The sequence below is a fragment of the Alteribacillus sp. HJP-4 genome, assembly GCF_042139015.1.
Lineage (GTDB): Bacteria > Bacillota > Bacilli > Bacillales > Marinococcaceae > JBHIKY01.
Genome location: NZ_JBHIKY010000042.1, coordinates 1 through 19,887, shown reverse-complemented (window position 1 = coordinate 19,887; position 19,887 = coordinate 1). Strand labels below are relative to the sequence as shown.

Sequence of the window (19,887 nt, the reverse complement as noted above, 5' to 3'; positions counted from 1 at the left end):
TCCGTTTTTGTTGGAGATAAAATGCAGGTTTTTCAGCAGCCTCGAAGAGCAGCGGCTGAAGATCCGCCGGGCGCGGGTTTCGCCCGGTTAGCTGAAGCGCTGCCCACGGAAAGCGAAGGACTTGTCCCCTGCTTTTTTTACCATGCAAAAGTGGCGAGTATCATTTATGATACAGCCCCCAGTTTTTTTTTCATCGCGGGTAACGCTTTACCTTCCTCGGCGGCTGGTCCTGCGAAATTTTCAGCCGTTGCTTTTCCCGCTCCAGAAAGCAGGCTGCCCATCAAAATTCTATGTGCGATCTTGTAAAAAGGGACGCACAGACTGGTAGTGCTCAGCCGCAGAAATACTGTTGCCAGTAATGACCAGCACCGTGGGGCCGTCGGGCTGAAAGCTTCCGTCTAAAAGTGCTCCGACACCGACTGCAGCAGCGCCTTCCACCACCAGCCGGTGTTTTTCATACAAAAAGGCCATTCCTTTTGCGATGGATTCCTCAGAAATAGAGAGTCGCTGGTCCACATATTGCTTCACCATGGAAAAGGTGTAGATATTATCAAGTCCAATGCCGCCGAGGAGGCTGTCAGCAAGCGTTGGGTACTCGGAAATCTGCACAGGCTTTCCGGCCCTGATGCTGTCATTCATGGCTGCCCCTTTTTCTACTGATATACCGATCACCTGAATGGCAGGATCGGTTTTTTTTAATGCGAGTCCGAGGCCGGACAATAACCCTCCTCCTGAGAGTCCTGCAAGCACGGCATTCACGTCCGGGAGTTCTTCGAGAATTTCGAGCCCCATCGTTCCCTGTCCCGCAATAATTTCTGGATGATCAAAGGGGGGAATCAGTGTGAGCCCTTCTTCCATTTCCAGCCGCCGTGCCACATCTCCTGCCTCATCCTGACCGTCTCCTTCGATATGAAGCTCTGCTCCGCTCACGCGTAACGCGCTGATTTTTGCTTCCGGCACTCGTTCGGACACACAAACAACCGCCCGAATACCGAGCTCGTTTGCAGCCATTGCCACCGCAAAGCCATGGTTGCCGGTAGAAAAGGTAACGATTCCCTTCTGCCTGGATTTATCTGGAAGGGAAGCGATCATGTTGGTGGCTCCCCGAAGCTTAAAGGACGCTGACGGCTGCATTTGTTCAAGCTTTAAATATACAGGCGAGCCGGTAAGTCTGCTTAATTCTTGAGAGGGAAGAAGAGGCGTCGGAGCCAGTAAGCCCCGAATTCTTTTTCGTGCTTTCCACACATGTTTCATTGTTACGCTTTCCATTTTGTTGTCCCCCTTAAAAAAAATAGCATAAACTTCTCTACCTTCAGAATAAAGTGAAATAAGCCCAGGTGTCTATGCTGATTTTTTAAAGGGGAAAAGGGGGAGCTCCAGGATGCGGTCGTTGACAGTATTTCCAAAAGAAGAATACGAATTGAGACTGAAAAAAGTGAAGCACCATATGGAAAAAGCGGGGCTGGATGTACTTTTTGTCAGCGATCCAGCTAACATGAATTACTTGACCGGATATGATGGCTGGTCGTTTTATGTGCCGCAGATGGTGGTCGTTTTTCTCGAGGAGGAGGACCCGTACTGGTTTGGACGAGCCCAGGATGTAAATGGGGCCCGTGCGACCTCATGGCTCGCTCCATTTCAACTGCTTTCCTATAGTGATGAATACGTCCATGCGCGGGACAAGCACCCGATGGATGTGCTGGCTGCGTGGATGGCTCAGCATAAACAAACCGTAAAGCGGGCGGGAGTAGAAATGGAAGCTAATTATTTTTCACCACGTGCCCTTGAATCATTAAAAAAGGGCTGCAGCTGGCTGGAGTTTTCCGATGCAAATTTGTTAGTGAATCTCGTACGTATTGTGAAATCAGACCGCGAGATCACTTATATGAAAAAAGCGGGGGAGATTGCGGCTCTTGCGATGAAAGCCGGGGTAGAGGCCTCAGTAGAAGGAGCCAGGGTCTGTGATATTGCCGCCGCGATTTCAAAGGCACAAATCAGCGGGACGGAACAGTTCGGCGGTGACTATCCCGCGATAGTACCGCTCATTCCGGCAGGTGAACTTACGTACGCACCGCACGTGACGTGGACGGATGAAAAAATTAAAGCAGGGGATCCATTGATTATTGAACTTGCCGGCTGCTGCCGCCGCTATCATGCTCCACTTGCAAGAACGGTTACCGCCGGTCCGGTAAAGTCTGAGGTAAAGCGCTTATCTGATGCAGTTATTGAAGGATTAGAAAATGTTTTGTTTCACGTGAAACCAGGACTCACGTGCGAGGAGCTTGAAACGATCTGGCAGCGTTCTATTGCGCGTCATGGTTTTTGTAAGGATTCGAGGATAGGCTATTCGATCGGAGTGAATTATCCTCCGGACTGGGGGGAGCACACAGCATCACTGCGGCCGGGTGATCGAACGATTCTCGAACCGAACATGGCTTTTCATCTTATTCCGGGTATTTGGCTGGAAAACATGGGGGTCGAAATCAGTGAAAGCTTCGTGGTCACTGCAGACGGCTGTGAAACACTGTCAAATTTTCCACGAAGCGGCGAATTTCTGCCATCCTAAATTTTTTTCTCCTGAAGGCATAAGAAATGCCGTGAAGTTGGCATACTAGCCGTAAATAGCTTGAAAAGGAGAAAAACAATGCAGGCAAAGTCATTTTTTCAGGATGTAAAAAGAAAACTGGTGGCGCGTAAGCAGAATTTGCAAGCACTCCGTGAGGACAGGCTCGGCACCAGACAGGAATTTGCGAAGGAGTCGATGGGTGAGCTTTCCAATGCCGATAACCACCCAGGCGACCAGGCCACCGAATTATATGAACGAGAAAAGGATATCGCACTGGACCAGCACGCCGGAAGAGAAGAGGAGCGCGTCGATAAAGCAATAGAAGCGATCGATAATGGCGACTATGGGCGCTGCCGTAAATGCGGGAATGATATTCCGCTGGAACGACTCGAAGCAGAGCCAACCGCACTTGAATGTATTCAGCATTCCTATGAAGAACAGGGTCCGGAAGATGAAGAAGAGAGGAAGAGCCGTCCCGTGGAAGAAGAGCAAATACTTCCAGGAAAAGGCGGATTCAAAGAAGAGCAGGCAGACGAAGTAGATAACGACCGCTGGGATGCAGAAGAAATCTGGGACCAGACAGAAGCCTATGGGAGTTCCGACACCCCGTCGGATACTTATGATCCTTCAGCGGAGTATGCTGGAATGTTTGGGGATGCCGAGCATGAGCCGGATGATGCCGATGAATATGATGGCTTTTCTGTGACGGACAGTGAAGGAAACCCTGTGGAGAATGATGCTGACATGGGGGAATATACAAGGTTTTTTGGAAAAGGAAAATAAAGAAAAAGCGACGAATTCATGACTGACAGATACGTGTATGTTTACTCGTCTATATGCATAGAAAGAATGGTTGGTCAGACCAGCGACGGACGTGAAAAGCGTAGTGGATTCAACCGCTGCTGCAGGACGTATGTAATGGTTTCCTTTCAAAAAGATATAAAAAAAGCAGGCTTCCCAATGCAGGGGAGCCTGCTTTTTTGTTTATTCTAAATTCGCGTGGCGTTTCGCGAGACTATCGTTTGATTGAGCTGGACTGCCCTTTAATAAATGAATAATAAACGCATCTAATAACAAGTGCAGACTCTGGTCAAATTGATTGCCGAGCGGTTGAATCGTCGGGGGCTCGCCTTCCCGCCGGTATTTTGTTGCTGCCTTCACCTCTACCGTGTGATGGCTGTTCTCAGCCAGCGGAGACGCAGGATCAGTGGTGAAGCAGGCGATGGAAGCCCCTTCCTGTTTGGCGGTATCTGCCATTTTTACTAAATTTCCAGTTTTTCCGGAGCCGGAAAGAATCATCAGCAGATCATTTTTTTGAATGCTCGGGGTGATCGTTTCTCCGGTTACATACACTGTAAAGCCGCTGTGCATAAGACGCATCGCAATCATTTTCCCTACCAGACCGGAACGACCTTCTCCGGCAATGAATATTCTGGGAGCACTTTTGACTAAGTCAGCAAGAGCGGAAAAGGAAGAGTCCTCGACTGAACGTTCAAGCACTTCTTCGACTTCCTTCAGTACTGTTTGTACGGTTTCTTTCAACGGTTCATCGCCTCCTTTATTTTTTGGGCTGCCTCACGGGGGCGGTCAGCTTTTGTAATGGCGCTCCCGACAATGATGGTGTGCGGAAGCGAAGGGGGGAGGGCCGCTACGGTTTCTGCTGAAAGTCCCCCGGCCGCCGCTACTTCAATGTTTGGATAAGGCTGTAATGGAAGGAAGGTCTCTTTTCCGATGGTCTGCTGGTGCTGCTGGTCCTTGCCGATATGGACCGAGACAAGGTCTGCTCCGAGCTGGTACAGTTCCGCGTAACGGCGGGAATCCTTTACATTTAATAAATCAATCATCACGCGCTTATTCAGATGACCTGCGGTCTCAATGGCAGCACGTATACTGGCATCATCACTAAACGCCATAACGGTTGTTATATCAGCCCCGGCATGCAGCGCCTGTTTCGTTTCATGGGCTGCAGCGTCGCAGGTTTTCATATCAGCGACAAGGATTTTAGAAGGAAAGGCGCTGCGAACTTCTTTTACAATAGCCATTCCGTATTCTTTTATCACTCCTGTGCCTATTTCAATCCAGTCTACATACTCTTTCGTTTCGTGAAGAATCCGAAAGCATTCCTCCCGCGACAAGCGGTCGAGAGCGAGTTGAAGATTCATATAAATACTCCTCTTAACGTTCAATTTTTTCCATTTCGCCAAGGGCCTGCTTCACTTTTTCCACATAAGGCAGGCCTTCGTTATCGCCGGAAACCCCGACGACCAGTGCCCCGACCTGATTCGCAAATCGGGTTGTTTTCTCAAGATCCCACTTTTGCAGCGTGCCGTACAAAAACCCTGAATTAAATCCATCACCCGCACCGACGGTATCAACGACGCTGTCGACCATAGGAGCAGGGAGGCTTACCATTTTATTTTCATGTGAGGTACAAAGAGCGCCCTGGCTGCCGCGTTTTATAGCAATTCGTTGTATTCCGTACTCCGTAAAGCTTGCGGCATGCTCATCGGCAGTTTGTTCTCCAAAAAGTATATTTGCTTCTTCTTCTCCGCTTAATACAATATCCACCTTTGGCAGAAAGCTGAGCAGGGCGTTCTGTGCTTCCTGTCTGCTCCAGAGCTTCAAGCGGATATTGGGATCAAGTGCGATCATAGCCCCGTGTTGTTTCGCGGTATCTACGGCTTCATGCAGCAGCTTAACATTTCTGGCAGCGAGGGAGGAAAAGACGCCCGAGATGTAAAATACTTTTGTATTTTTTATTGCTGAAGCGTGAATATCCTCGAGTGTAATCGTTTCTGTAGGGGAGGGGAAGCGGTAGTAATACGTACTTCCCGACCCATTTTCCATGATTTCCTTAAAGTTTACGGGAGTCGTATAGGCGTCTTCCAGCGTCACAGAAGAAACATCGATTCCTTCCCCGCGCATGTAATTTAATATATACTGCCCGAATTCATCATTTCCCAGGCGGCTGATCCAGCTTGTTTTAAGCCCCAGTCTCGCACAGCCGATCGCAAGGTTAAGCTCGGCTCCGCCCACTTTTCGTTCAAATTCATTCGAAAAACGAAGCGGTCCCATCGTTTTGGGGTTCATCGTAATCATGCCATCCCCAATAGTTAACACATCAATCATTGGTCACTGTCCTTTACTTACAAAATGGTAGTTACATATCAAAGGCATCTGGGAGCCACATAAATACACCCGGCACAAAGGCCATAATGAGAATAACGAACAAAATTACCGCGATATAAGGAACGGTCGCATAAAAAGCGCTTCCGATCGGCAGCTTTGCGATCTTACTCGCGAGCAGCAGGCACAAACCGTACGGCGGAGTAACGAGACCGACAGCCAGGCACATCATGATTACAATTCCGAAATGAATAGGATCAATGCCTAACGTCTGAGCAGTCGGCAGTACAATCGGAACAAATAAAATGATAGACGGCACGGTATCCATAAACATTCCGACTATCAAAAAGAGCAGAATGACCGCTGCTAAAAACATCCACTCATACGGCAGCGCCTGGTCAAAAAATCCGGCTATTACAGCAGGAACATTGTAATAGCTGATCAATCTGCCGAGAGAGGTCGCCGTCGCAAGTGCAAACAGGGTGAGCGAGCTTAACTTTAAGGTGTCGTACACAATGGCTGGAAGATCGTTTATTTTAATCGTCCGATAAACAAAGAACGACAGGATAAAAGCGTACAGGCAGGCAACTACCGCCGCTTCCGTCGGAGTTACAATCCCTCCGACGATTCCACCTAAAATAATGACCGGAGTAAGCAGAGGCGGAATTGATTTAACTCCCTGAATAAATACCTCTTTTATTTTCAGGCGTTGATGCTTAGGATATTGATGGCGGTGCGAAATGACACCAACGAGCGCCATTAGCCCAACTCCGATCGTAAGGCCGGGGATAATGCCTCCGAGAAACATCCGTCCCACGGACACTCCGGCAAGGCTGCCGTAAATAACCATAGGAATACTCGGTGGAATAATCATCCCCATGGTAGAAGAAGAGGCTGTTACGGCGACAGAGGTTCCTTTGCTGTAGTTTTCTTTGATCATGCTCGGAATTAGTATTTTCCCTACCCCGGCTGTATCCGCAGTGGAAGCGCCGGAAATGCCTCCGAAGAACATAGACACGACAATATTTGCATGAGCCAGTCCGCCGCGGATGTGTCCGACAAGCGCAACGGCGAAATTAATGAGCCGCTCCGAAATTTTTCCCTGATTCATTATATTTGCGGCTAAAATAAACAAGGGAACAGCAAGCAGAATAAACGATTCCAGCCCAGTAAACATCTGCTGGACGACAGCCTGCAGCGGGATAGCATCCAGCATTAGAAATCCGACGTAGCTTACAATGCCTATCACAAAGGCAATCGGGACACCGATTATCATAAGCCCAAAGAAGAGAAGTACTAAAAATAGTCCGATCATTTTATATCAGCCTCCCTGCTTTGCTTATACCGGTGAAAATCCTCCCAAAAATTTTGAAGAGCAAACAGCATCATACTGAGGCCGGCGATCGGAATCGCAAGCCACGCGTAGCCCTGGCGGATGCCGGGCAGGTTATTCAACGTCCAGCCCCAGAACTGGGAAGTGAGGCCGAGCCCGTCAATGATCATTACGAGGCCGAATACTATAATTAATAGATGAGTGATCGATTGAATGATAAGCAAAGGCAGGCCTTTGACATTATCTACAACGAGCCCGACGGTAAAGTGACCTTTCTCCCGGACCATCACTGCCGCCCCAATAAACACCATCCATATAAACGCATATGTTGCCAGCTCCTCTGCCCATACGACCCGGAAGCCGGGGATGTAGCGGGACGCTACCTGCATAATGACGCACGCCGTGAAGATTAAGAAAAATAAGGCAGCGATTCTTAAGAATAACTTCTCTGCCATGGTCAGGATTTTCTTCATATGTCTCTCCTCTCAAAACCTTCCCGAGCGCGGGGAAGGGTTTTGTTGTTTATTCCTTTAGCTGCTGGACTTTCTCGTATTCTTCTGTCATATCCAGGGATTCCGCTGCTTCCTGTCTGACCGATTCCGTCTGCTCCACAAATGGCGCCTGATCAACTTCATTGATTTCGATACCCTCTTCTTCCATACTTGCCCGTGATTCATCGGCGAGCTCGCGGTCCGATTCTCGTGCCGCAGCCGTAGCTTCTTCAACTGCTTTGTCGAACGCCTGCTGCTGTTCATCAGACAAGTTGTCGTATACATCTCTTGAAGTGAAGAATACTCGTGTCGTATAGTCATGTTCTGTCAAAGATATATTTTTAGTAACCTCATGGTGGCTCGCCTGATAGATATTGGTGAAGTCATTTTCTGATGCGTCCACCACTCCGTTTTGCAGAGCCTGATACATTTCATCCCATGCCACACTTGCCGTCTGGGCGCCCAGTGTTTCCCACGTATTCGTTACAACAGGGGAGTCCTGTGTGCGGATTTGAACATTCTTTAAGTCTTCCGGTGTTTCAATGGGCTCATTTCCATAATAATTTCGTATCCCGGCGGACCAGTAGCCAAGGATTTCAAAATTGGTATTGTCTTCAATTTCAGAAGCAACTGCGTCTCCGACTTCTCCATCTACTGTCTTCTCCCAATGCTCATTGCTTTCAAACAAGTAAGGCATGGAAAAGAAATCGACAGCCTGCGCTGACTGAGCCATAAACCCAGGAGAAGCAGTGACGAGATCTACCGAGCCGGTTTCCATATTCTGCACGAGCTCATCTTCATTTCCGCCAAGGGATCCATCGGTATGAATCTCCACCGTTACAGAGCCGTCGCTTTCTTCTTCCACTACTTCCTTAAATCTTTCAAAACCAACGGCAAAAGGACTTTCGGCGTCGAGCTGAGTTGCCGCAATGAGATTTACCGATTCTTCAGACCCGCCGTCTCCATTGCCTCCGGACTGATCGTCTCCGCATGCTCCAAGCATGAACGTGCCGGCAGCCGCCATGCAGGAGAGTAAGAATGTTTTCTTCATTATTTTTCTCCTCCTCTTTTTTGTGATGATTCTCTGATTTTTAATATACCTTCAAAGCAGTAATCTGTAGTTTCCGTATTCTCCATGTTCTCGCCGCCTTTTATTTGACTCATCAATACTTCTGCGGCTTTTGTTCCCATGTCATAAGCAGGTTGTTCAAGGGTGGTAATGGACGGACTGTAAAATTCGGCAAATTCCACGTCATCAAACGTCAGCAGGCTGAGAGTGTCAGGTATGTTGTTAAACCGGTTTTTTAGATACGAAAGAGTTTTCATTAAAGCACGGTCATTTCCGGTTAATATAGCATCCGGCTGACGGGACCCGGCAAAAACATGATCATAAAACGCAGCCGCCTCATCTAAATTGCCGGTGTAAACAAAGCTTTGATTTATCGGAAGGCCGGCTTTTTTCATGCCTGTTTCAAAACCAGTAAATCTTTCCGAACGTGGAGAAATGGTCACCGCAGAGCTCACATAAGCAATAGTTTTATGACCGTTTTCAATAAGATGACTCACCGCCTTTAAGGCTGCCTTTTCATTTTTTAAAGAAATGGTCGGAACCGGCAGCGCTTTCATTTTTCGGTCTAAAAAAACTAATGGATAACGTTCATCTAATAAGTGCTTGTACATCTCTTCATTAAACGCTGTAGGAACAATGATAAAGCCGTCGACCTGCTTTGCCTTCAGCATTTCAATGTAGCTTTGTTCCTTTAATGGATCATCATCAGCGTTGCAGAGAATGACGTGATAGCTATGCTTATGGCAAAAATCCTCGATCGCCCTCGATGTCTGAGTAGAGAAGCGGTGCAGAATATTGGCGAGTATGACGCCAATTGTCGTCGTTTTCTTTTGCTTTAAGCTTCTTGCGATCGCATTCGGCTGATATTTTAATTCTTGAATGGCATGTTGAATACGCTTCTTTGTATTTTCCCCCATGTAGGTGTAACGGCCGTTTAAATATTGCGACACGGTGCTCTTCGATACCGCAGCATGGTCTGCAACATCCTGTAAGGTAACTTTTCTTATCGTTAACACCTCCATCTTTACCGAACTAAATCGTTTTACTAAATCGATTTATTAAAGTATAAATGAAAACGTATACACACTTCAAGAGGTTTTTAGTTATTTTTTAAAGAGTTTAGGAAAGTATCGCGCAATCAGTGGAAATACGGGCTTTTTCCATGTAGATGAGCTGCCATTTTCGTCAGGGACTCAGACTGTGAATTTTCTGCAATAAAAAAAGCCGGTGTGATTACACCAGCGTAATATCTGCAAGGTTGTCAAAGGCAAGATAATAAACCTCTTCATCTTTGATTAGATGAAATTGTTTTTGCACATGATTAATGTAATGGCATTTTCCGGTGACCGAATGGAAGAATCCGTTTTCCCAGTATGTGAACTGCAGCGTCTTATTATTATGCATTGCTTCAGCTAACAGCCACTCGAGCTCTTCCCACCTCTGTGGATCAAGCTCCGGCTTTTTCTGTTTTTTTTGATTGTACTGGTGCTCGAGCCACTGTTCCCGGTGCTCCGGCAATATCATCCGCATCGATTCCCAGCGCAGGTTCGAGTCCGGTGTCAGCTTATTCCCTTTCATGGGTCATCCCTCCTGGTCTTATTATATGCGAACATAAGTTCTATTAAAACCTTTAATTATTTCCAGAAGGAAGGAGGGGATCTTGTTACGGAAAAATCGCTGGTCCAGGAGGAAGGGAGTTACTACTGCGCCAATGATTTCGCAGGATCAGCAAAAACAGTATAGAGAATCCTGCCAGAAAAGACCAAACATTGGGTGCAGGATGATATAATGGAAATACAATAGATTGGTGACTCAAGGGTGGTTCGGCACCATCTCCGCTGAAGGGAGGTGGTGCGTATGACAGTATATCAATCGCTGATCTTAATGATCAGCTTTGCGAGTCTCGTTGTCGCTGTACTGTCGTTTAACCAAAAAAAATAATCCACCCTTGAGCTAAGCAGGCTTAGGTGGATTATTTCCGTCTTGTGCCGATCCCCCTTAGAGGGAGCCAGCTATTGTGAGGCCATAGGTGTACCAGCACCTATGGTCTTCTTAATATATGATCTTTGTTACTTTCATTATACTCGGAATGAGAGAAATCGCAAACCTTTCTTTCTTTAATGGGAGTAAGGGTGTGGAAAAGAAACTAAATAACTTTTTGTAATTTGCAAAATATATTATAATAAAAAAGAAAGGAGGTGCAGGCAATGGGTGAATCCAGGCTGTGTCCGAAGTTCGAAGCAGCATTTGATATCCTTGGAAAGCGCTGGATCGGAGTACTCATCCGCGTGCTCGGAAGCGGGCCGATGCGATTTAACGAAATAGGCGAACGTATTCCCGAAATCAGCAAAAAAATGCTGACCGAGCGCTTAAAGGAATTAGAAGAGCTCGGCATGGTAAAGCGCAGTGTGTATCCGGAAACCCCCGTCCGCATCGTTTATAGTCTTACAGAGAAAGGGGAAGCCATTACGCCTGCCCTCGAGGAAGTTCAGCATTGGGCGGATGAATGGCTTAACTAAAATTTGGTTATTATAATTAGCAAAGCTGTGCAGTCGAGAATTCGCTGTGTGGCTTTTTTTGCGTGAATGGCGGCGTACCGCTCGTATTTATCAAGTGCTGTGCGGCTGTGAGAATTTTCCTGGCCCGGCGCCTGCGTCAACGCCGGACATAAGGGCGGCGTGGATCGGTGAATATTTGGAACGCTCAGCAGAGAATTGTCGAGATGATGCAGAGCCGCGGTGGTTTTCTGTGAAGAGCTCGGCGGAAAAAGTGATAGGAATTTCCGGAGTCATGGGCGAAAAAGTCGATCCATCAGCGAAAATTTAAAAATGATGGGCGGAAATTCGAAAATGATCAGCGAAAAATTTCAATTCATCAGCGAAAACAAAAATTTTTCCAGGTAACGCGTTTCTATTCACTCACTAAAAGTAACCAAGTATAATAAAGTTACAAGAAACGAGGAGGCTGAAATAATTATGAAAGAAAAGCTGCACCACCATACAGAAATAGGGTATGTGCAATTAAAAGTAGCAGCTTTGGAGCGCTCTGCGAAGTTTTATAAAGAAATTATTGGATTTCGAGTCGAAAAAGAGGAGGAGAACAAGGTCTATCTTACCGCAGCGAATGATCAAAAGACACTTTTGATCCTGGAAGAAGTACAGGGTGTCCGCCCTCAGCCGCGTCATACAGCAGGGCTGTACCATTTTGCAATTCTTGTTCCGGACCGCGAAAGTCTCGCCGTGTCGCTGAGGCATTTGCTCGAAAAGAAGACACCGCTGCAGGGAGCGTCAGATCACCTTTTCAGTGAAGCCGTATATTTGCAGGATCCAGATAATAACGGTATTGAAATTTATGCGGATCGTCCGCGCGAACAGTGGGAAACGCAGGCAAACGGAAAGTATAAGGCAGCGACCGTTCCGCTCCATGCCGATGATATGCTGCAGCTGGCGGACGAAAAGGTATGGCAGGGACTTCCGGCGGAAACAAAAATCGGTCACATTCATCTTCATGTCGGTGATCTGGCTGCCGCGCAGTCATTTTACGTGGATGGGATTGGATTTGAAACGACTATTCATATGGGAGAGCAGGCCTTGTTTGTGGCAGCGGGCGGGTATCATCACCACGTCGGGATGAACACCTGGGCAGGGCAGGGGGTGCCAAAGCCGCCGGAAAATGCTGCTGGCCTGCGCTATTATACGATTGTACTTCAAGGAGAAGAAGAGCTTACCGCTGTCACGAAAAGACTCGAACGTACTGGGTTCCACGCAGAAAAAACAGCCGGCGGTGTCTTTGCCGCCGACCCGTTCGGAAACACAATAAAATTTGAAATTCAGTAGGGGGCCTGGCCCCCGTCTTTTTTGGAAAGCGCTTCTTTCCAGGAAAAGTAGAAATCTTCCAACGAAGAGTAGCGGTCTTTTTTCATAGGCTCCACGGCTTTTGCAGCTATGTTATAAAGTTCCTTTCCAGCGTCCCATTTCGAAAATGACCGATTCTGCTCTCCGCCTAACAGGCCGAAAGCGATCGCCCCCATCGTAAATACATTGGTCGCTGCATCTATGTCAGCACCATATTCAAATTCTTCCGGCGACATAAATCGAGAAGATCCCCATAACCGTCCCATGTCGTTAACATATGGTTTTCTTTGATAATAATCAACGTCACAGATCTTCGTCTGCCTCGAATGGAAATCATATAAAATACTGCCATCGTAAAAATCTATGGCCGCGTAATTTTTTGTTCCACGTGCAAATGAAATTGCAGAATGCTGTCCATTGCAGTGAGTCTTTCTGAAATCGGCAGATGTTTAAAACGAAAATACGGAGAGGCGGGATGATTATATTTAAATGGAGGCGGGAAAGACCACGGGGTGTGAAGGCACTCGCCCTCAAACCAGTCAAAAATCAGGGCGTACCCGCCATTAATTTCAAAATGGTCAATTAAATCAACTAAATTTGGATGCTCTAATTCTTTATATAATGGTGCTGCTTTTTTTAAACGAGTGACTGCGTATTGAGGTTCTCCTTCAAAATGAAGCGTTATTGCGCCAGCATATTTAACAAATTGTTTGCCGTTATTATTTTTCACACCAAAACATATATTGCCTGAATCCTGCTTATAAAATGCGCTAAAGACGTTCCCTGCATCTGGATCCAATCAAAGTTATGTTATTCTTTTAATTGGAATGTTACGTGATTTAATTCTTGAGAAACCACTTTTTCACTCATAACATCCTCCCATTAAATTACTGGATTTCCGCGGGCATGACAAGCAGGCTGCTTTACTCAGATGAAGCTTCAGCGAGTACTTCTACAGCCTCCAGATGCTTTTTCTTATCATCATCACCACTTCCAATATGTACTGCTCCAAAAATGGACTTCTCGACTCCATTATAAATGGTATCGAGATCATGAATGATACGGTGGGAGTAAAGCAGGGCTTTATGATCGCGGTTATCCTTCGCAAAAAGTGTGACATCAGAGAAATTTTTCAAATCATTGCTAAGCGTTTTGTCCTCCACCATGCCGGCCGCGTCACGCGCGAAATCTGCGTGGGAGGCAAGCTCAGAATCGATTTCTGCCCAATTCTCTGCCAGGTTCTCTTTGTTCACGGAGCCGGATTTGTAATTCGTATGATTGCCGTATCCGGTAATGTCATTCAAGTCAGTATGCGCCTTTTTGATTGTGTCCTCCAAAACTGCTTCTACCTCTGCGGCTGATTCGTTATAGGAGGCATGAAACTTCTCAATCGCTGCGTCTGCATTCTCTTCTTTAGGATCAGTAATGACGCGGGAAACGTAAAAGGCCGCCGCACTTAATATAACCATTGTCGACAGGAGGGAAATAATAATGAATAATTTCATACACATCATCTCCTTATAAGGTACGATATCAAAAGGCCCACAATATGTAAATGTATTCCATTAATATTTTATCATAAAAGATTTTTACGTCTTTTGGTTCATATAAAAAGGAAATAGGTACTACGTATCGAATGATATGTTTTACAGGAGAAAGGGAGAGATACATGAAGATATTTGATGCTCATTTTCATATTATAGATCCTCGGTATCCGATCATTGAAAATCAAGGGTATACACCGCCTGCCTATACGGGTATGGAATATATAAAAGAAACAGCTCCTCTTGATATAAGCGGAGGGGCGATTGTCTCCGGCTCCTTTCAAGGATATGACCAGACGTATCTGATTGACACGCTTGCCTTCTTTGGAAAAGAATACGTCGGCGTCACTCAGCTCCCTCCGGATACGGACGAAAAAGAAATCGAACAACTGCATGAGAAAGGGGTGCGGGCTGTGCGATTTAATGTAAAAAGAGGGGACGGTATTTCGGAAGCAGCCATAGAAAAGCTCGCCAGATTGGTGTATGAGACCGCCGGCTGGCATGCAGAATTTTATGCAGAATCAAGCATTCTCAAGAAGATGGGAGCGTTAATTCAACGTCTTCCGAAAGCTTCCATTGACCATCTTGGCCTGACGAAAGAAGGTTTTCCAGAGCTTGTTAAACTTGCGGCGGCCGGTGTCCGCGTCAAAGCTACCGGCTTCGGCCGCACGGAAGTAAACGTACCACAGGCAATTCTATCTATTTTCAGGGAAAACCCGGACGCCCTTCTTTTTGGAACGGACCTTCCTTCCACACGTGCGCCACGGCCTTTTCAGCATTCAGATATTGAACTAATCGTTGACACACTAGGAGAACGAAACGCAAAGCGTGTACTTTCGGATAACGCCAGACACTGGTATGGATTAGAGAGAGATTATTAGCGGAGGGTTGGTCCCATGCCGATTATTTGCATAGCCGGCGCAGATGCTGTTGGGAAAACCACTGTCTGCGCTGAGCTCCAGTATACATATGGCGCCTGGGTCGTCCCTGACACGACAGCGAAGATAGCGGGAGTTCCGGTTATTCAAGATGCGGTCAATCAGATCAGCCGCTGGCAGCAGGCAGTAGAAGCGGAAAAAAAGAATCCTTTCGTCGTGCTGGATGGTGATATTTTTGCCCCGGCTGTACGTGCGTGGTGCATGAATAGCCAGGAATTGCAGCCTCTGCTTGAGGTCTACCGAGATGCCTTTCTTCAAAAAAGAAGCGGTTTCCCGGATAAGTTGTTCCGCCTGTTCGCAAAAGAGCGCACCATGAAGAGCAGGCGAAAGAAGTCAACGCATTGGCGGATGAACATGAACCAGGCCGAAACAGAAATCAACGATAATGTCCGTTCATTTTACGACAACTATTCTGCAGCACTGCCTGAAAAAACACATGCTCTTGCTGCGCGGGACGAGACGGAAACCGCCCGGGCCATCGTAGCAGCTCTTCCGCAGGCACCGTGGAACCGATATGATATGGGAGAATTCCATCAGTTGAAAACCAGGTTACACAAAAGCAGCAATACCCGCACTTGATGGCGCAGGTATTTTTAGTAATATATAGAATGAATTAATTTCATATGCGCTTCGACATGTCTGCCGAATGCCGAGGAATCTGTTTTTGCATTTTCAATTGCCTGCTTGCGAAATCAATCCGCAGATGATGTAATGAAAGAAATACTCTTTTACATAAAAGTGATAAAGAGAGGTCGATTTGATGAGTCAGCCAGATTTAAAAGCAAGATCGCCATGGGCGGCATTAACGGATGTGCATTCCGCAGCGGTTTCCCCTGTGGCGGAAAGAAGCATAAACACCTCCCTTACAGTTCCCGGCAGCAAAAGCTTTACTAACCGTGCTTTGATTATTGCGGCGCTCGCAGAAGGAACAACCGAGCTGTCCGGCATTCTCCGCAGCGATGATTCGTACTGGTGCATCGATGCGATCCGAAAGCTCGGCGTAAAGGCAGAAGTAGAGGGCGATACCGTCCGGATTGAAGGGTGCGGAGGTGATTGGCCAAATAAGAAAGCGGACCTTTATATTGGTGCAGCCGGAACGATTGCGCGATTTCTGCCCGGTGCCCTTGCAGCAGGAAAAGGCGGGGTATATACGATAGAAGCAAGCAGGCGGATGAGTGAGCGGCCGGTGAAGCCTTTGATGGATGCGCTGGAAACATTAGGAGCAAGAATTGAATACCTCGAGAAGGAAGGATTTTACCCTCTGCGTATTCATGCACAAGGACTTCGAGGTGGAGATGTCACTATCTCCGGCAAGGTATCAAGCCAGTTTATCAGCGGGCTTTTAATTGCAGGGGCCTATAATGAACATCCGCTCACAATTCATATCCCTGACTACATTGTTCAGCATGCCTACGTAAAAATCACCATTGATTTAATGCAGCAGTTCGGTGCCTCGGTCTCCTATAATGAAGAATTAACTGAAATGAGGGTGGAGGCGGACGGCTATCAGGGAAAAAAAACATCATTGGAGGCTGATGCCTCCACAGCCAGCTATTTTATGGCACTTGCCGCCATTACCAATGGACGCGTCCGAATCGACAATCTCTCGATGAACACGAACCAGCCGGACATTTTTATGGTTGATTTGTATGAAAAAATGGGGTGCCGGGTCAGTCGTGGTGAGGACTATATCGAGGTGGAAGGGGTTCCCCAGTTAAAAGGCGGATTCGAGATCAGCATGAAGGAAATGTCTGATCAGACACTTACCATCGCGGCAATCGCCCCTTTTGCCGACGGACCGATTAAACTCACGGAAGTAGAACACATCCGTCACCATGAGTCCGACCGAATTGCTGCGGTGTGTGCGGAATTAAAGAAAATGGGCATCGAGGTGAAAGAGTTTACAGATGGATTGAAGGTGTATCCGGACACACCGAAAGCCGCGGCGCTTGATTCCTATGATGACCACCGGGTGGCCATGGCCTTGTCACTCGTTGGCGCGAAAGTGAACGGTATATCCATAAATGATCCGGGCTGCGTCTCCAAGACATGTCCAACATTTTTTGAACTATTCCGCGAAGCCGGAGTGCCGGTGAGTTTTTCCTAAGATAGAGTACCAGGAGGGCTGATGCTCTCCTGGTTTTTTAGATAGATGAATCAATTTCCTAAGTGCTAGCCTAAATCATTAAGAGCGGGGAAAAGAGTGGCCCTCGCGCGAAAGCGCCCCCGTAACGTGGAAAGCGGATTCGCAAGTGGGGATACTACTTCAGCACCAGTGGAAAAGCTTCCAACAAAGGGGAAACCAACACTGGTCAGTGGAATCACCCGTCTCCGGTAGAAAAGCACCCGGAAGCGGGGAAAAGGAACCATCTCGCGTGAAAGCGCCCCCGTAACGTGGAAAGAGAAGCTGAAAGAGTGGAAATGCCAACGGAAAGAGTGGAAATGCCAACGGAAAGAGTGGAAATGCCAACGGAAAGAGTGGAAATGCCAACGGAAAGAGTGGAAAAGCTTCCAACAAAGGGGAAACCCTAACTTGCCAGTGGAAATCACCCGTCTCCGGTGGAAAAGGCCACGAAAGCGAGGAAAAGGAACCCTCCCGCGTGAAAGCGCCCCCGTAACGTGGAAAGCGAAGCTGCAAGAGTGGAAACGCCAACGGGAAAAGTGGAAACCGCGCCAGCACGAGTGGAAAAGCTCTTCCCCAGAGGGAAACCAACACTGGTCAGTGGAAATCACCCGTCTCCGGTGGAAATGGCCTCGAAAGCGGGGAAAAGGAAACCTCCCGCGTGAGCGCATCCTCGTCCCATGGTAAAGATGATATCATTTCCTATCTGATGGAATATTAATAGTCAATTTTGCAACAGAATATACGGATATTATCATATATTTTCTATATATCATCACTTTGTTCGCTCCATAGGAGAGCTCTTCAAAGGTATGCTCGTAATAGCCGCTCACGGTAATTTCATGACGTATCTCGCGAAGTCTGAGCGCATGCTCTTTTTTAGAAAGGTTATTCTCGCGATAATACATGTCAAGAAAGGAGCACGCTTCTCTCCACATTTTTTCTGTATCGCTCATATTGCTGTCCTCCTGTGTAAAATCGCCATGAAGGCTGGATGCCTTTTAAAACATATCATAGGATTCTGCAAAAAGAAAAACCTTCTGTCGGTCAGCGCCGCCAGAAGGCTGGAGAATAGAAATGGGTTCAATAAAGATTTTAATCCCAGTCAATATTCATTGCTTCTGCCATCTGTTTTGGCAGGTCGGTGTTATCAAGCAGTCCGTTAAACAAGTCCGAAGACGGGCCATAAGCGTACAGCTGAACGTCTGTGCCTGAGTGCTGGGATGTACTCCAGCCGACATAGGCATGCTCGCTGACAATCGAATTAATTTCCAGCGCCGGATCTTCTGCTTCTTCAATCCGGCTGATTTCTTTATCTGAAGGAGAGATATCAGCATATTGCTCGAGAACTTCTGCTGCGTTGCTTCGCTTATCGTTTAATTCTGCCGCCATTTTATCACCAGTCGCACTGACATCACGCAGTATTTCCGGGTTGGCTTTGTATTCATCGTATCCGCCGGTGCTCATGCCGCCTGTATCATGGTCGCCGGCAATAACGACCAGGGTTTCTCCATCTTCTTCAGCGAATTCGATAGCTTTTTCCACCGATTTTTCAAAAGCCTCTGTATCACTCATGGCCCAGGCGGCATCGTGTGCATGCCCGGCCCAGTCAATCTGGCTTCCTTCTACCATGAGGAAAAATCCGTCCTCATCCTGAGAGAGACTGTCGATGGCTCCGTCTGTCATGTCAGCAAGACTCGGCTCCTCATCCGGGCGTTCCATGTGAGGAGCCATCTCCTCTTCTGCGAACAAACCGAGCAGCTTGTCTGATTCCGCTTCTTCCAGCTCTTCTTTTGTTTCTATGTAACTATAATCGTCTTGTTCGGCTTGTTCGATCAGGTTTTCCTCTGGTTGATTCCCATCTTCACTTTCCGGGAGGAAATTATTGCGGCCGCCGCCGAGCAATACATCTACATTGTCAATAAGCTGCGGAGCAATGGAAACTTCATCATCACGATTATCCACACTCGCCCCAAATACAGCCGGCGTGGCGTGGGTGATGGTTGAAGTGGCAACAAGGCCCGTCGCTTTTCCTTCCTTTCCTGATTTTTGCAGAATGCTTTCAAGGGATTCTCCCTCAGGTGACATTCCTATCATGCCATTGTCGGTTTTTTCACCTGATGACATGGCTGTTCCTGCAGCAGCAGAGTCAGTAACGTGATTATCTGCAGAATCCGTTTTTATCATTCCCGTCAGCATATCATCCCAAATTGGTTCTTCTCCATCCTTGTAAATACGATAATTGGTAGCATAGCTTGCAGAAAATCCATCAGGAATCATAAAGATCACATTTTCTACCTCTTCTGCTTTCGGTCCTTCCCCTTTTCCGTTCGCATGATCGGGAGGTCCCGGCTCTCCTTTCTTTCCATTTATCGCTCCTGCAGAAAAAACGAGCGTTGTGCTGAGCCCGATAACAGCAGCACCCTTCATTGAACGTTTCCATTGTTTCATCTCCAACCAGCTCCTTTATTAAGAATACAACTCTAAGGCTACAGGTTGAAAATTATAGAAATATAAAGATAACATTGAGGTTGTGTGAAGGAAATTGAGACTTTTTTCTAAAGACACTGAAAGAAAATAAAGTACCGATTCAAAATAACCAAAATATAAAGAAAACTACGAAGAAAACCTGAAAGGTCCCTGTATTTTCAAACCTTATGCTTACAAGTCTGGTTTATGTACAGGTGAAAATACGTCAAAAGTTTCACGAAAAAAGCGGCTGTAGCAAAAGCCCCTTTTTATAGAAAAAGTAGTATCCTAAATAGAAGATATCAGGGGACAAGTCCGAAGACTCCAGTGGGAAGAGCAGCGAGGCTGCTGAAAAAGTACCCGATAAAATACGAT

At 47.0% G+C, this 19,887-nt stretch carries 22 protein-coding genes and 1 pseudogene; 10 read left to right on the top strand and 13 right to left on the bottom strand.

Annotation, left to right across the window (positions count from 1 at the left end):
• Positions 1–306, top strand: a 306-nt coding sequence (locus ACE4RR_RS20935) for a hypothetical protein (protein ID WP_375537381.1), incomplete at its 5' end; no start/stop codon positions are given.
• Here the strand turns inward: ACE4RR_RS20935 and eutB are convergent.
• Positions 289–1,269, bottom strand: coding sequence for a hydroxyectoine utilization dehydratase EutB (gene eutB / locus ACE4RR_RS20930; RefSeq protein WP_375537380.1), 981 nt, complete (start codon positions 1,267–1,269; stop codon positions 289–291). The genes ACE4RR_RS20935 and eutB overlap by 18 nt on opposite strands.
• Positions 1,270–1,381: 112 nt before the next feature.
• Between eutB and ACE4RR_RS20925 the strand changes: the two genes are divergently transcribed.
• Positions 1,382–2,566 carry a M24 family metallopeptidase gene (locus ACE4RR_RS20925; protein WP_375537379.1) on the top strand — a complete coding sequence of 395 codons (1,185 nt, stop codon included), beginning with the start codon at positions 1,382–1,384 and terminating at the stop codon, positions 2,564–2,566.
• Between the two features lie 78 nt (positions 2,567–2,644).
• A complete protein-coding gene (locus ACE4RR_RS20920) occupies positions 2,645–3,349 on the top strand; it encodes a TraR/DksA C4-type zinc finger protein (RefSeq protein ID WP_375537378.1) in 705 nt (234 codons plus the stop codon).
• A 201-nt stretch (positions 3,350–3,550) separates the two neighbouring features.
• On the opposite strand, the gene hxlB is transcribed toward ACE4RR_RS20920, so the two are convergent.
• From hxlB to ACE4RR_RS20880, 8 genes are all read right to left on the bottom strand, one after another.
• The gene (gene hxlB, locus ACE4RR_RS20915; protein ID WP_375537377.1) at positions 3,551–4,108 is read right to left on the bottom strand and encodes a 6-phospho-3-hexuloisomerase; all 558 of its coding nucleotides are present in this window, start codon (positions 4,106–4,108) and stop codon (positions 3,551–3,553) included.
• Entirely contained in the window at positions 4,105–4,728 is a 624-nt protein-coding gene (gene hxlA, locus ACE4RR_RS20910) for a 3-hexulose-6-phosphate synthase (RefSeq protein WP_375537376.1), read from the bottom strand. Before hxlA ends, hxlB begins: the two co-directional genes overlap by 4 nt.
• A gap of 13 nt (positions 4,729–4,741) precedes the next feature.
• Positions 4,742–5,695, bottom strand: coding sequence for a sugar kinase (locus ACE4RR_RS20905; RefSeq protein ID WP_375537375.1), 954 nt, complete (start codon positions 5,693–5,695; stop codon positions 4,742–4,744).
• A gap of 31 nt (positions 5,696–5,726) precedes the next feature.
• Positions 5,727–7,007 (bottom strand): TRAP transporter large permease, encoded by a 1,281-nt coding sequence (locus ACE4RR_RS20900; protein WP_375537374.1) that lies wholly within the window; start codon positions 7,005–7,007, stop codon positions 5,727–5,729.
• Positions 7,004–7,498, bottom strand: a complete 495-nt coding sequence (locus tag ACE4RR_RS20895) for a TRAP transporter small permease (RefSeq protein ID WP_375537373.1) — start codon at positions 7,496–7,498, stop codon at positions 7,004–7,006. The genes ACE4RR_RS20900 and ACE4RR_RS20895 overlap by 4 nt, the downstream gene beginning before the upstream one ends.
• A gap of 49 nt (positions 7,499–7,547) precedes the next feature.
• Positions 7,548–8,567, bottom strand: coding sequence for a TRAP transporter substrate-binding protein (locus ACE4RR_RS20890; RefSeq protein ID WP_375537372.1), 1,020 nt, complete (start codon positions 8,565–8,567; stop codon positions 7,548–7,550).
• Positions 8,567–9,601 (bottom strand): LacI family DNA-binding transcriptional regulator, encoded by a 1,035-nt coding sequence (locus ACE4RR_RS20885; protein ID WP_375537371.1) that lies wholly within the window; start codon positions 9,599–9,601, stop codon positions 8,567–8,569. The genes ACE4RR_RS20890 and ACE4RR_RS20885 overlap by 1 nt, the downstream gene beginning before the upstream one ends.
• Before the next feature lie 217 nt (positions 9,602–9,818).
• Positions 9,819–10,163 carry a YolD-like family protein gene (locus ACE4RR_RS20880; protein WP_375537370.1) on the bottom strand — a complete coding sequence of 115 codons (345 nt, stop codon included), beginning with the start codon at positions 10,161–10,163 and terminating at the stop codon, positions 9,819–9,821.
• 279 nt (positions 10,164–10,442) lie between these two features.
• On the opposite strand from ACE4RR_RS20880, the gene ACE4RR_RS20875 reads away from it, so the two are divergent.
• The 3 genes from ACE4RR_RS20875 to ACE4RR_RS20865 all read left to right on the top strand — a co-directional run bounded on the left by ACE4RR_RS20875 (position 10,443) and on the right by ACE4RR_RS20865 (position 12,421).
• A complete protein-coding gene (locus tag ACE4RR_RS20875) occupies positions 10,443–10,526 on the top strand; it encodes a putative holin-like toxin (RefSeq protein ID WP_375537382.1) in 84 nt (27 codons plus the stop codon).
• 266 nt (positions 10,527–10,792) lie between these two features.
• Positions 10,793–11,104: a winged helix-turn-helix transcriptional regulator gene (locus ACE4RR_RS20870; protein WP_375537369.1), complete on the top strand. Its 312-nt coding sequence runs from the start codon at positions 10,793–10,795 to the stop codon at positions 11,102–11,104.
• A gap of 456 nt (positions 11,105–11,560) precedes the next feature.
• A complete protein-coding gene (locus ACE4RR_RS20865; RefSeq protein WP_375537368.1) occupies positions 11,561–12,421 on the top strand; it encodes a VOC family protein in 861 nt (286 codons plus the stop codon).
• On the opposite strand, the pseudogene ACE4RR_RS20860 reads toward ACE4RR_RS20865, so the two are convergent.
• Both ACE4RR_RS20860 and ACE4RR_RS20855 read right to left on the bottom strand, forming a co-directional pair.
• Positions 12,415–13,234: pseudogene (locus tag ACE4RR_RS20860) on the bottom strand (serine/threonine-protein kinase). The gene ACE4RR_RS20865 and the pseudogene ACE4RR_RS20860 sit on opposite strands and share 7 nt — an antisense overlap.
• Positions 13,235–13,362: 128 nt before the next feature.
• Positions 13,363–13,944, bottom strand: a complete 582-nt coding sequence (locus ACE4RR_RS20855) for a hypothetical protein (protein ID WP_375537367.1) — start codon at positions 13,942–13,944, stop codon at positions 13,363–13,365.
• A 164-nt stretch (positions 13,945–14,108) separates the two neighbouring features.
• On the opposite strand from ACE4RR_RS20855, the gene ACE4RR_RS20850 reads away from it, so the two are divergent.
• The 4 genes from ACE4RR_RS20850 (at position 14,109) to ACE4RR_RS20835 (ending at position 17,259) form a co-directional block, all read left to right on the top strand.
• On the top strand, positions 14,109–14,864 hold the full coding sequence (locus tag ACE4RR_RS20850) for an amidohydrolase family protein (RefSeq protein ID WP_375537366.1): 756 nt from the start codon (positions 14,109–14,111) through the stop codon (positions 14,862–14,864).
• Between the two features lie 15 nt (positions 14,865–14,879).
• Positions 14,880–15,500: a hypothetical protein gene (locus ACE4RR_RS20845; protein ID WP_375537365.1), complete on the top strand. Its 621-nt coding sequence runs from the start codon at positions 14,880–14,882 to the stop codon at positions 15,498–15,500.
• Positions 15,501–15,681: 181 nt separating this feature from the next.
• Positions 15,682–17,028: a 3-phosphoshikimate 1-carboxyvinyltransferase gene (gene aroA, locus ACE4RR_RS20840; RefSeq protein WP_375537364.1), complete on the top strand. Its 1,347-nt coding sequence runs from the start codon at positions 15,682–15,684 to the stop codon at positions 17,026–17,028.
• Between the two features lie 96 nt (positions 17,029–17,124).
• Positions 17,125–17,259: a hypothetical protein gene (locus ACE4RR_RS20835; RefSeq protein ID WP_375537363.1), complete on the top strand. Its 135-nt coding sequence runs from the start codon at positions 17,125–17,127 to the stop codon at positions 17,257–17,259.
• 479 nt (positions 17,260–17,738) lie between these two features.
• On the opposite strand, the gene ACE4RR_RS20830 is transcribed toward ACE4RR_RS20835, so the two are convergent.
• A complete protein-coding gene (locus tag ACE4RR_RS20830; protein WP_375537362.1) occupies positions 17,739–17,999 on the bottom strand; it encodes a nitric oxide synthase oxygenase in 261 nt (86 codons plus the stop codon).
• Positions 18,000–18,138: 139 nt separating this feature from the next.
• On the bottom strand, positions 18,139–19,494 hold the full coding sequence (locus ACE4RR_RS20825) for an alkaline phosphatase (protein ID WP_375537361.1): 1,356 nt from the start codon (positions 19,492–19,494) through the stop codon (positions 18,139–18,141).
• Positions 19,495–19,887 lie beyond the last annotated feature (393 nt).

Bases quoted from the DNA above. Each gene is read 5' to 3' on its own strand.
- eutB (WP_375537380.1), bottom strand. From the start codon at position 1,269: ATGGAAAGCGTAACAATGAAACATGTGTGGAAAGCACGAAAAAGAATT.
- ACE4RR_RS20925 (WP_375537379.1), top strand. From the start codon at position 1,382: ATGCGGTCGTTGACAGTATTTCCAAAAGAAGAATACGAATTGAGACTG.
- ACE4RR_RS20920 (WP_375537378.1), top strand. From the start codon at position 2,645: ATGCAGGCAAAGTCATTTTTTCAGGATGTAAAAAGAAAACTGGTGGCG.
- hxlA (WP_375537376.1), bottom strand. From the start codon at position 4,728: ATGAATCTTCAACTCGCTCTCGACCGCTTGTCGCGGGAGGAATGCTTT.
- ACE4RR_RS20905 (WP_375537375.1), bottom strand. From the start codon at position 5,695: ATGATTGATGTGTTAACTATTGGGGATGGCATGATTACGATGAACCCC.
- ACE4RR_RS20900 (WP_375537374.1), bottom strand. From the start codon at position 7,007: ATGATCGGACTATTTTTAGTACTTCTCTTCTTTGGGCTTATGATAATC.
- ACE4RR_RS20895 (WP_375537373.1), bottom strand. From the start codon at position 7,498: ATGAAGAAAATCCTGACCATGGCAGAGAAGTTATTCTTAAGAATCGCT.
- ACE4RR_RS20890 (WP_375537372.1), bottom strand. From the start codon at position 8,567: ATGAAGAAAACATTCTTACTCTCCTGCATGGCGGCTGCCGGCACGTTC.
- ACE4RR_RS20880 (WP_375537370.1), bottom strand. From the start codon at position 10,163: ATGAAAGGGAATAAGCTGACACCGGACTCGAACCTGCGCTGGGAATCG.
- ACE4RR_RS20875 (WP_375537382.1), top strand. From the start codon at position 10,443: ATGACAGTATATCAATCGCTGATCTTAATGATCAGCTTTGCGAGTCTC.
- ACE4RR_RS20870 (WP_375537369.1), top strand. From the start codon at position 10,793: ATGGGTGAATCCAGGCTGTGTCCGAAGTTCGAAGCAGCATTTGATATC.
- ACE4RR_RS20865 (WP_375537368.1), top strand. From the start codon at position 11,561: ATGAAAGAAAAGCTGCACCACCATACAGAAATAGGGTATGTGCAATTA.
- ACE4RR_RS20855 (WP_375537367.1), bottom strand. From the start codon at position 13,944: ATGAAATTATTCATTATTATTTCCCTCCTGTCGACAATGGTTATATTA.
- ACE4RR_RS20850 (WP_375537366.1), top strand. From the start codon at position 14,109: ATGAAGATATTTGATGCTCATTTTCATATTATAGATCCTCGGTATCCG.
- ACE4RR_RS20845 (WP_375537365.1), top strand. From the start codon at position 14,880: ATGCCGATTATTTGCATAGCCGGCGCAGATGCTGTTGGGAAAACCACT.
- aroA (WP_375537364.1), top strand. From the start codon at position 15,682: ATGAGTCAGCCAGATTTAAAAGCAAGATCGCCATGGGCGGCATTAACG.
- ACE4RR_RS20830 (WP_375537362.1), bottom strand. From the start codon at position 17,999: ATGAGCGATACAGAAAAAATGTGGAGAGAAGCGTGCTCCTTTCTTGAC.
- ACE4RR_RS20825 (WP_375537361.1), bottom strand. From the start codon at position 19,494: ATGAAACAATGGAAACGTTCAATGAAGGGTGCTGCTGTTATCGGGCTC.